At 61.4% G+C, this 10,074-nt stretch carries 10 protein-coding genes and 1 pseudogene; 5 read left to right on the plus strand and 6 right to left on the minus strand.

Annotation, left to right across the window (positions count from 1 at the left end):
• Together B7L09_RS06405 and B7L09_RS06410 are read right to left on the minus strand one after the other, a co-directional pair.
• Nucleotides 1-476, minus strand: a 476-nt coding sequence (locus B7L09_RS06405) for a cache domain-containing protein (RefSeq protein WP_176457666.1), incomplete at its 3' end; no start/stop codon positions are given.
• Between the two features lie 123 nt (nucleotides 477-599).
• The gene (locus tag B7L09_RS06410) at nucleotides 600-1,916 is read right to left on the minus strand and encodes a Na+/H+ antiporter family protein (RefSeq protein ID WP_176457667.1); all 1,317 of its coding nucleotides are present in this window, start codon (nucleotides 1,914-1,916) and stop codon (nucleotides 600-602) included.
• Nucleotides 1,917-3,444: 1,528 nt separating this feature from the next.
• On the opposite strand from B7L09_RS06410, the pseudogene B7L09_RS32750 reads away from it, so the two are divergent.
• Nucleotides 3,445-3,591 (plus strand): annotated as a pseudogene (locus tag B7L09_RS32750) (HAMP domain-containing protein); the annotation flags it as partial.
• A 102-nt stretch (nucleotides 3,592-3,693) separates the two neighbouring features.
• Entirely contained in the window at nucleotides 3,694-4,449 is a 756-nt protein-coding gene (locus tag B7L09_RS32755) for a methyl-accepting chemotaxis protein (protein WP_438269295.1), read from the plus strand.
• A gap of 127 nt (nucleotides 4,450-4,576) precedes the next feature.
• On the opposite strand, the gene B7L09_RS06420 is transcribed toward B7L09_RS32755, so the two are convergent.
• Genes B7L09_RS06420 through B7L09_RS06435 form a run of 4 tightly spaced genes read right to left on the minus strand, consistent with a single transcriptional unit; the run spans nucleotide 4,577 to nucleotide 7,172 of the window.
• On the minus strand, nucleotides 4,577-5,890 hold the full coding sequence (locus B7L09_RS06420; protein WP_094468204.1) for a sensor histidine kinase: 1,314 nt from the start codon (nucleotides 5,888-5,890) through the stop codon (nucleotides 4,577-4,579).
• Entirely contained in the window at nucleotides 5,887-6,555 is a 669-nt protein-coding gene (locus tag B7L09_RS06425; RefSeq protein WP_094468205.1) for a response regulator transcription factor, read from the minus strand. The genes B7L09_RS06420 and B7L09_RS06425 overlap by 4 nt, the downstream gene beginning before the upstream one ends.
• 3 nt (nucleotides 6,556-6,558) lie before the next feature.
• Nucleotides 6,559-6,864, minus strand: coding sequence for a PepSY domain-containing protein (locus tag B7L09_RS06430; RefSeq protein ID WP_094468206.1), 306 nt, complete (start codon nucleotides 6,862-6,864; stop codon nucleotides 6,559-6,561).
• Nucleotides 6,864-7,172, minus strand: a complete 309-nt coding sequence (locus tag B7L09_RS06435) for a PepSY domain-containing protein (RefSeq protein ID WP_094468207.1) — start codon at nucleotides 7,170-7,172, stop codon at nucleotides 6,864-6,866. The genes B7L09_RS06430 and B7L09_RS06435 overlap by 1 nt, the downstream gene beginning before the upstream one ends.
• Nucleotides 7,173-7,428: 256 nt before the next feature.
• Here B7L09_RS06435 and B7L09_RS06440 point away from each other — a divergent pair, with 256 nt between their 5' ends.
• The 3 genes from B7L09_RS06440 (at nucleotide 7,429) to B7L09_RS06450 (ending at nucleotide 9,999) form a co-directional block, all read left to right on the plus strand.
• Complete coding sequence (locus tag B7L09_RS06440) at nucleotides 7,429-8,508, plus strand: hypothetical protein (protein ID WP_094468208.1); 1,080 nt, start codon at nucleotides 7,429-7,431, stop codon at nucleotides 8,506-8,508.
• An 84-nt stretch (nucleotides 8,509-8,592) separates the two neighbouring features.
• Nucleotides 8,593-8,949 (plus strand): 6-carboxytetrahydropterin synthase QueD, encoded by a 357-nt coding sequence (queD, locus tag B7L09_RS06445; RefSeq protein ID WP_094468209.1) that lies wholly within the window; start codon nucleotides 8,593-8,595, stop codon nucleotides 8,947-8,949.
• Between the two features lie 216 nt (nucleotides 8,950-9,165).
• Nucleotides 9,166-9,999, plus strand: coding sequence for an alpha/beta fold hydrolase (locus B7L09_RS06450; protein WP_094468210.1), 834 nt, complete (start codon nucleotides 9,166-9,168; stop codon nucleotides 9,997-9,999).
• The last annotated feature ends 75 nt before the right edge of the window (nucleotides 10,000-10,074 follow it).

Here is a 10,074-nt window from a genome sequence, read left to right on the forward strand (position 1 = left end):
TCGGTCTGCCCCGGCTGGGTCGAGCTGTATTGCAGGTAGTGGGTGCCGTCTTTGCCGACCTTGACCAGGTCGCGGTTTACGTAGACCCCGTTGGGGTCGCGGTTGTCCTTGAAGCTCTTGCCGACGCCGTCCGGGCTGTTGCCCTTGAACAGGCGAATGGTCTCGGAGTCGTAGCCGAAGAAGTAGCCGTCCTTGCCGTAGGTGGTGTTNGACAGCANNTTGATCACGTGCGCCCGCGCCGCGTCATCGCCAGGGGCGGCCGCGTCGTAAAGCGGTTTGATCGTGGTCATGGCCACGTCCACATAACTTTTCAGCGTGGTCTTGGCGTCGTTGAGCAGGCGCTGGCGGGTTTCATCCACCTCATTGCGCGCCTGGCCCTGCAGAATCCACACGGTGGTCAGGCTGATGACCACGGCAAAGAGCAACACCGGGAGAACGGCAAGGGACAGGACTTTAGCCTTCAGGCTCATGCGCATGACGGTTCACTCTTTTGATTTTTTTGGCGTGGTTAAAGGCTTTAACGGCACGCCGGACCAAAAGTTGAATCCGCCCCTGTGGGAGAATCGCGGGCAAGCCACGCTCCCACAGGGGATAGGGGGTTACAGCACCATCGCGGCCACCCAGCCGAACGCCAGCAGCGGCAGGTTGTAATGCAGGAAGGTCGGGACCACGGTGTCCCAGATGTGGTGATGCTGGCCATCAATGTTCAGACCGGAGGTCGGGCCCAGAGTCGAGTCCGATGCAGGCGAACCGGCGTCACCCAGCGCACCGGCCGTGCCGACAATGCACACGATGGCCAGCGGGCTGAAGCCCAGTTGCACGCACAACGGTACGAAAATCGCGGCAAGAATCGGCACCGTGGAAAACGACGAACCGATGCCCATGGTTACCAGCAGACCGACCAGCAACATCAACAGCGCGCCGACCCCTTTGCTGTGCCCGATCCACGCCGCNGACGCTTCCACCAGCGAACGCACGTCACCGGTGGCCTTGAGCACTTCGGCAAACCCCGAGGAGGCGATCATGATGAAGCCGATCATCGCCATCATTTTCATGCCTTCGGTAAACAAGTCGTCGGTTTCACGCCAGCGCACAATGCCCGACACCGAGAAGATCAGGAAGCCGGCCAGGGCGCCGATAATCATCGAGTCCAGCAGCAGCTGAATGATGAACGCCGCCGCGATCGCCACACCGGCGACGATCAGGCTCAGCGGGTTGTATTCCACCGCGACTTGCTCGACTTTCTCGATCTTTTCCAGGTCGTAGACGCGCTTCTTGCGGTAGCTGATAAACGCCACCGCAAGGCCCACGACCATGCCCAACGCCGGAATGCCCATGGCATGGGTGACGTTGATGCCGCTGATGTCGACGCCGCTGCGCGCAACGTTGGCCAGCAGGATTTCATTCAGGAAGATGTTGCCGAAGCCCACCGGCAGGATCATATAAGGCGTGATCAGGCCGAAGGTCATCACGCAAGCGATCAGGCGGCGATCCAGTTGCAGTTTGGTCAGCACATATAAAAGCGGCGGCACCAGCAGCGGAATAAAGGCGATATGTATCGGCAGAATGTTCTGCGAAGCGATGGCCACCACCCACAGCAAGCCGATCAGCAGCCACTTGACCTGCCGGCCACCGCTAGCGTGTTGGCGATCGACCAACAGCAGCGCCTTGTCCGCCAGGGCATGAGCCAAGCCGGATTTGGCAATCGCCACGGCGAAAGCGCCGAGCAAAGCGTAGGACANCGCGACCGTCGCCCCGCCGCCGAGGCCACCGTTGAATGCTTTNAGCGTGGCCTCAATGCCCAGGCCACCGGTCAAGCCACCCACCAGGGCGCCGACAATGATGGCGATGACCACATGCACGCGGGACAGGCTGAGGACCAGCATGACGCCGACCGCGGCAATTACAGCATTAATCATCGTTACCTCAGGGCATGCGAAATGAGCTCAGCCGACAGTCTGCGAAGAGCCGCCAGCGGATTTAAGAATGGGTTTTATTAGAGGGCGCGCACTGTGCCGCAGAGTCGGCCCGGTGTCAAAGCGCGTGGTCGGTGAAGATGTGTAACAACTTAGGGTGACCTGTGGCGAGGGAGCTTGCTCCTGTTCGACTGCGCAGCAGTCGCAATTGGGCCTATGCGGTGTATCTGACAAACCGTTATCTCAGGTTTTGGGGGCGCATCGCCCCCCGCGGGAGCTAGCGCCCTCGCCACTAGTGCCCATTTGTCCGATGGCATAAAGAAAGCCGAATGACGGCCGTTACAGTGCAAAGTCTCAGATAAATATCGAATAAGGACGTCTCTCCATGTCGCTCAGACAACTTTCCATCCAATGGAAAATCACCCTGCTGGCCGGCCTGTGCCTGCTGGGAATCGTGACCCTGCTGGTGGGTCTGTCGCTGTATCGCATGGAGCAGAGCTCGCAACAGGTCAAAGCCTCGAGCATGGAGATGCTCACCGAAGCCGCCCAGGCCCGGATCGAATCCCAGGGTGAAAACCAGGCGCTGGTGATTCGTCAGCAATTCATGGACGCCTATCAATACGGCCACGGTTTTTCGCGTCAGGTGCTGTTCCTGCGCGATCAGGCGGAAAAACGTTTTCTGGACGCCTTCGACCTGCGTGAAGACCTGACCCGCCAGGTCAAGNCCGCGCTGCANGCCAACCCGGATTTGCTCGGCNTCTCGCTGGTGTTCGAGGCCAATGCGCTGGACGGCAAGGATGAGTTGTTCGCCAACCAGGCGGAACTGGGCAGCAACGACAAGGGCCGATTCGCTCTCTACTGGTCGCAGCCGACACCCGGCAAACTGACCTCCATGGCACTGCCCGAAAGCGACATGTCCGACACCAGCACAGGCCCCAGCGGCGAGAAAGCCAACGCCTGGTTCACCTGCCCGCGCACCACCCTGAAACCCTGCGTCATCGAACCCTACTTTTATATGATCGACGGGCAGAACGTGCTGATGACCAGCATCGTCTTCCCACTGATGGTCAATGGCAAAGTCATCGCCTCGCTGTCGGCGGACATCAACCTCAACAGCCTGCAGGCCATGAGTCAGGGCGCGAGCAAGAAGCTNTACGACGGCCAGACCCGCGTCAGCATCNTCAGCCCGGTCGGTTTGCTCGCCGGTTACAGCGCGGACGCCAGTAAACTCAGCCAGCGCCTGGACGCCGTGGACAAGACCAACGGTGCCGAGCTGATTCGCATGCTCGCCACCAGCAGCAACACCGAAAGCCTGCACAGCAACCAGCAACTGAAAGTGCTGTCGCCGTTCCAGCCGATCCCCGGCGGAAAGTCCTGGGGCGTGTTGCTCGACGTGCCGGAAAAAGTCCTGGTCGGCCCCGCCGAAGCCCTGAAAAACCAACTCGATGACAGCAACAGAAGCGGCACCCTGGTTGAACTCGGCCTCGGTGTGCTGGCCGCAGTGATTGGCTTGATCCTGGTGTGGCTGATGGCTCGCAGCGTGACCCGACCGATCCTCGGCGTGGCACGCATGCTGGAAGACATCGCCAGCGGCGAAGGCGACCTGACCCGCCGCCTGGCCTATGACAAGAAGGATGAGCTGGGGCAACTGGCCGGCTGGTTCAACCGCTTCCTCGACAAGCTGCAACCGATTATTGCTCAGGTGAAACGCTCGGTGCAGGACGCCCGTGGCACCGCCGACCAGTCCGCCGCGATTGCCAGCGAAACCAGCGCCGGCATGGAGCAGCAATACCGCCAGGTCGATCAGGTGGCGACCGCCTCCCATGAAATGAGTGCCACCGCCCAGGACGTCGCCCGCAGTGCCGCGCAAGCCGCCCAGGCCGCGAAGGATGCCGATCAAGCGACTCGCCGGGGCCTGACCGTCATCGATCAGACCACCACTAGCATCGACAACCTCGCCGCCGACATGAGCGCGGCCATGGTGCAAGTCGAAGGCCTGGCNGCCAANAGCGAGAAAATCGGTTCGGTGCTGGAAGTGATTCGCGGGATTGCCGAGCAGACCAACCTGCTGGCGCTCAACGCCGCCATTGAAGCCGCCCGCGCCGGTGAGGCCGGCCGTGGTTTTGCCGTGGTCGCCGACGAGGTCCGCAACCTGGCGCGACGCACCCAGGAGTCGGTGGAAGAAACCCGCCTGGTGATCGAGCATCTGCAAAGCGGCACCACCGAGGTGGTCAGTTCCATGGGCAACAGCTATCGCCAGGCCCAAGGCAGTGTCGAGCAGGTCGGCCAGGCGGTCACCGCCCTGCGCCAGATCGGCGATGCCGTCACGGTGATCAGCGACATGAACCTGCAGATCGCGTCTGCGGCCGAAGAGCAGAGCGCGGTGGCCGAGGAGATCAACAGCAACGTGGCGACGATTCGCGATGTCACGGAGTCGCTGTCGGGGCAGGCGAATGAATCGGCGCGGGTGAGCCAGTCGCTCAATAGCCTGGCGAATCAACAGCAGAGTTTGATGGATCAGTTTCGCGTTTAATGCAAATACCTGTGGGAGCGGGCTTGCCCGCCATGAGGCCATAACATCCAACATCAATGTTGACTGTTAGATCGCCATCGCGGGCTAGCCCGCTCCCACAGGTTGATCAGTGAGCCTCAGGCCCGCGTCAGCGTTTGGGGAGTGTGATGAGGACCTTCAGGCCGCCCCACTCGCTCTCCTCCAACCTCATCACCCCGCCCCACGTGTCGACGATGTCGCGCACAATCCCCAGCCCCAACCCATGCCCATCTGTCTGTTCATCCAGCCGTGTCCCCCGGTTCAGCACCTGATCGCGCTGCGCCTCGGGAATCCCCGGCCCATCATCTTCCACGCTTAACTCAAACCCTTGCGCCGTCTCTACCACGCTCAACCGAACCTCGGCATCCGCCCATTTGCAGGCGTTATCCAAGAGATTGCCCAGCAGTTCGAGCAAATCCTCGCGATCCCACGGCAGCTGCAAACCGGCCGGTGCGCGGTAGCTCAGGTTCAGGTGTTCGCCATGAATCATGTTCAACGTCGCCAACAGTCCTGGCAGTTCCCCATCACAATCAAACAGCGCCCCCGGCAGCGCATCGCCGGACAATCTGGCGCGATTGAGTTCGCGATTGAGCCGCTGCTGCACCTGCTCAAGCTGCGCCTTGAGGAGCTTGCGCAGTTCGGGATGCGCGTCGAGCTTCTCGCTGGAAGCCACGCTCAGCAACACCGCCAACGGCGTTTTCAGCGCATGGCCGAGGTTGCCCAAGGCATTGCGCGAACGCTTGAGGCTGTCTTCGGTGTGGGCCAACAGGTGGTTGATCTGCGCCACCAGCGGCTCGAGCTCCAGCGGCACTTGAGNATCAAGTTGCGAACGCTGGCCCTGCTGCAACTGGGCGATTTGCTCACGGGCCTTTTCCAGTGGACGCAAGGCGCGGCGCACGGTGATCCGTTGCAGCAGCAGAATCAGCAGCAACCCCGCCAGCCCGAGGCCCAGGCCGACCTGCTGCATGCGCCGGAAACTCTCGCGCACCGGCGTGTAGTCCTGCGCCACGCTGATCGAAATCGATTGCCCGAGCCGTCGATAATCTGAACGCAACACCAGTAATTGCTGGCCTTCCGGCCCCAGTTGCAGGTTGCTGTGCAGGCCGGGATGGTCGAGTGGCGGCAGCTCCTGATCCCACAACGAGCGGGAACGCCAGTGCTTGTCGGCAAAATCGATACGGAAGTAGTGCCCGGAGAACGGNCGCTGGTAAGCCGGTGACAGGCGTTGCTCATCCAGTTGCACACCGTTCGGCCCGCGCACCAGCGCCACCAGCAAGTTCTCGCTGTCGTTGCGCAAACCGTCTTCGAGGTAGCGCTGTAACCCCATTTCGAACACCCACAGACTGGTTTGCGCCAGCACCAGACCGACGATTACCATCACGCTGATCAGCCCCAGACTCAAGCGGCGCTGGATCGACCTCACTGGGCTTGCCCGCCGAACAGGTAACCCTGGCCGCGACGGGTTTCGATGACGCTTTTTCCAAGCTTGCGCCGCAGGTGGTTGACGTGAACTTCGAGTACGTTGGAATCGCGCTCGGTTTCACCGTCGTAGAGGTGTTCGGCGAGGTGGCTTTTGGAAAGGATCTGCTCGGGGTGCAGCATGAAGTAGCGCAGCAGGCGGAATTCGGCGGCCGTGAGTTGAATGTCGGCACCGTCGCGGGTCACGCACTGGCGACCTTCATCCAGATGCAGCCCCGCCGCCTTGAGCGTCGGCTGATTGGCCTGACCGTGGGAGCGACGCAACAACGCCTGGACTCGCAGGTGCAGCTCTTCGGGGTGGAACGGTTTGCTCAGGTAGTCGTCGGCGCCGGCCTTGAGCCCTTCGATACGCTCGGCCCAGGAACCGCGCGCTGTGAGGATCAGCACAGGGGTCATCAGGCCACCGGCCCGCCATTGCGCCAACACGTCGAGCCCCGGCAACCCCGGCAGGCCGAGGTCGAGGATGATCAAGTCATAAGGCTCGCTGCTGCCCTGATACACCGCGTCGCGGCCATCGGCCAGCCAGTCCACGGCGTAACCCTGCCGGTTGAGGCCGGCCATCAATTCGTCGGCCAGCGGCACGTGGTCTTCCACCAGAAGCAAACGCATCGATCAATCTTCCTTGTCTTTCAGTAACTGGCCAGTGGCGGCGTCGAGGTCCAGTTCACGGACCACCCCTTCGGTGGTCAGCAGCTCGACTTCATAAATGTAGACGTCGTGTTTTTCTTCAAGCTCGGCTTCCAGCAGTTTGGAGCCGGGGTAGCGGTCCAGCGCCTGTTTCAACAGTTGCTCAAGCGGCAGGATCACGCCTTGCTGGCGCAAGCGCAGGGCTTCGTCCTGATCGAGGTCGCGGGCCATGACGACCGAGCAGAACGCCAGCAGCACCAGCGCCATGCGTGAAAATGAACACACCTTCATTACGTATCCTGATGATCCTTGAGAACCTGCCCGCTGACAGCGTCTAATTCCAGATCCCACTCAATGCCTTGTGGGTCGCGCATCTCAACCTGGTAAATGTACTTGCCGTACTCTTCCTCCAGCTCGGTTTCGGTGATTTTGGCACCGGGATGTTTGGCCAGAGCGGTGGCGTTGAGCTTCTCGAAAGACACAATGGTACCAGCGTCGCGCAGCCGAAGGGCTTCGTCGGGGCCCAAGTCACGGGCGTGGGCGAGGCTGGCGGTCAGGGTGATGATGGTCGCGGCGAACAGGGCAGTCAGGGATTTCATGGGGCGTCTCCGTATTTTTTATGTGTTGCCTACGGGGGGCACCTTAGCGAGCTGAACTTAACTGAAACTGAATTGCCATCATCAGACGGCATTACACAAGCCCCTGTGGGAGCGGGCTTGCTCGCGAAGGCGGTGTATCACGCGATTAAGATGTCGACTGACACACCGCTTTCGCGAGCAAGCCCGCTCCCACAGGGGATTTGTGGCGTTGCATGACCTGTTTATAATCCCCCGCTTGCCAGACATCGAGACCGGTATGACCGCCATCCACATCAAGTTCCCTTCCCTGACTCTCAAGGCCGGCCCTCGTGCCTTGGCGCGCATCCGTGAAAACGGCCTGAGCGCCGCCGATGTCGGCACGCTGCCGGGCGCCGCCGGTGGACCGAAAGCCTTGGGGATTCAAGGTCTGGACCTGGCGTTGTTTGGCGAATGGCTGCCGGCCGCGCCGCGGGAGCGTTCGTTGATTGGCGCATCAGTCGGTTCCTGGCGCTTCGCCAGCGCCTGTCTGCCGGACGCCGCCGAAGGCATCCGGCGCCTCGGTCAGCTGTACACCGAGCAGAATTTCGCCAAGGGCGTGACCATGGCGCAGATCAGCCAGAGCTCCCGGCGCATGCTCGATGAACTGCTCGACGGTCGCGATGCGGCGGTGCTGGACAACCCCGACTACCGCCTGAACATCATGGTGGTCAAAAGCCACGGCCTGCTCGCCGATGACCACCGTGGGCGGTTGGGCCTGGGCCTGTCGTCGGTGATTGCCGACAACCTGCGGGGCCGCGCACGGCTGTCGCGGCATTTCGAGCGGCTGATCATCCACGACCCACGCCAGGCGCCGCCGGTGCATCCNCTTAAGGATTTCCCGTCGCGCTTCGTCGCGTTGAATGCCGGCAACCTGCGCCAGGCCCTGCTCGCGTCGGGCTCGATCCCGATGGTGATGGAAGGCGTGCGAGACCTGCCGGGCGCAGGTGCGGGGACATTTCGCGATGGCGGCCTGCTGGACTACCACCTCGACCTGCCCTACCACGGCGATGACATCGTGCTGTACCCGCATTTCACCGACCGGGTCATTCCCGGCTGGTTCGACAAGACCCTGCCGTGGCGCCGAGCCTGCCCGGCGCGGTTGCAGGATGTGCTGCTGTTGGCGCCGTCCAAGGACTACCTGGCCCGCCTGCCCTACGGCAAATTGCCGGACCGCAGTGATTTCAAGCGCTTCATGGGCGATGACCCGAGCCGGCAGAAATACTGGCGTACAACGATGGACGAAAGCCGTCGCCTGGGTGACGAGTTTCTCGAACTGGCCGCCAATGGTCGCCTCGGCGAACGCTTGCTGACCCTTTAGTCAGTGTTTTGCCCGGCGCTCTGGTAAACTCGCCGCCTGCCCACATCGCCGCGGCGATCGCCACCTGACAGAGCTGAAATCACTGTGGAAATCTTCAAAGAGTTTACGTTCGANTCCGCCCACCGCCTGCCCCACGTACCGGAAGGCCATAAATGCGGGCGCCTGCACGGGCATTCGTTCAAAGTGGCGATCCACCTGAGCGGCGACCTGGATCCCCATACCGGCTGGATTCGCGACTTCTCGGAGATCAAGGCGATTTTCAAGCCGCTCTATGAACGCCTCGACCACAACTACCTCAATGACATCCCCGGCCTGGAAAACCCGACCAGCGAAGTGCTGGCCAAGTGGATCTGGAATGAGCTCAAACCCCTGCTGCCGGAACTCAGTGCAATTCGTATCCATGAGACCTGCACCAGCGGCTGCATCTATCACGGCGAGTAACCCGCTCTAAAGAACACCAAAAATCCCTTGTGGGAGCGGGCTTGCTCGCGAAAGCGGTGTGTCAGTCGACATCTATATTGACTGACACACCGCTTTCGCGAGCAAGCCCGCTCCCACAGGGGTACTGCGTTTCGTCAGCGATACAAAAAACAGCCTTCATTGGCTGTTTTTTTATGCCTATGCTTTTTGGCTCGAACACGCCAAGAGGACATCCCCATGAGGACTGACTGGCCGCTGGCTCAGACCTATCGCTTCAACGGGCACTCCGTAAGCTACGCCGTGCGTGGCGACGGCCCGCCGCTGGTGTTTGTGCACGGCACGCCCTTTTCGTCTTACGTGTGGCACCGCATCGCTCCGCACTTCATCAGCACCCATCGGGTGTATTACTTCGACCTGCTGGGTTATGGGCAATCCGAGAAAATCACCGGTGACGTGTCGCTGGGAGTGCAGAACGACCTGTTGGCGAACTTGCTCGATCACTGGGGCCTGGATCGGCCGGACGTGGTCGCCCACGACTTCGGCGGCGCCACCGCGCTGCGCGCGCACCTGCTCAACGGCAAGGATTACCGCAGCCTGACATTGATTGATCCGGTGGCGCTGACGCCCTGGGGTTCACCGTTCGTGCAGCATGTACGCCAGCATGAAGCAGCGTTCAGCGGACTGCCCGATTACATTCAACAGGTGATCGTGCCGGCCTATATTCGCGGGGCGATCAAGCGCGACATCCCCGATGAAGAGCTCGACCCGTATGTGCAACCGTGGCTGGGCGATCCCGGGCAAGCGGCGTTCTATCGGCAGATTGCGCAGATGGATGAGCGTTACACCCGCGAGGCTGAAGGGTTGTACCCGACGGTGCGTTGCCCGGTGCAGATTCTGTGGGGTGAGGAGGATCAGTGGATTCCCATCGAGCGCGGACGGGCGCTGCATCAGATGATCGCCGGGGCGCAGTTCCATCCGGTTCCCAATGCCGGGCACCTGGTTCAGGAAGATGCGCCCGAAGCCATCGTCGCGGCGTTGCTGAAGTTTTTGCCGTTAATCCAGTCCCCTTGAAGAAACCGAATCCCCTGTGGGAGCGGGCTTGCTCGCGAAGGCGGTGTGTCAGTGAATGTAGATGGTGACTNANNC

The organism is Pseudomonas mandelii, assembly GCF_002251635.1.
In the GTDB taxonomy this organism is placed as follows: domain Bacteria; phylum Pseudomonadota; class Gammaproteobacteria; order Pseudomonadales; family Pseudomonadaceae; genus Aquipseudomonas; species Aquipseudomonas mandelii_B.

What these genes read in the sequence shown, in the direction of transcription:
- B7L09_RS06450 (WP_094468210.1), top strand. Translation starts at nt 9,166, where the DNA reads ATGAGGACTGACTGGCCGCTGGCTCAGACCTATCGCTTCAACGGGCAC.
- B7L09_RS06435 (WP_094468207.1), bottom strand. Translation starts at nt 7,172, where the DNA reads ATGAAATCCCTGACTGCCCTGTTCGCCGCGACCATCATCACCCTGACC.
- B7L09_RS06430 (WP_094468206.1), bottom strand. Translation starts at nt 6,864, where the DNA reads ATGAAGGTGTGTTCATTTTCACGCATGGCGCTGGTGCTGCTGGCGTTC.
- B7L09_RS06425 (WP_094468205.1), bottom strand. Translation starts at nt 6,555, where the DNA reads ATGCGTTTGCTTCTGGTGGAAGACCACGTGCCGCTGGCCGACGAATTG.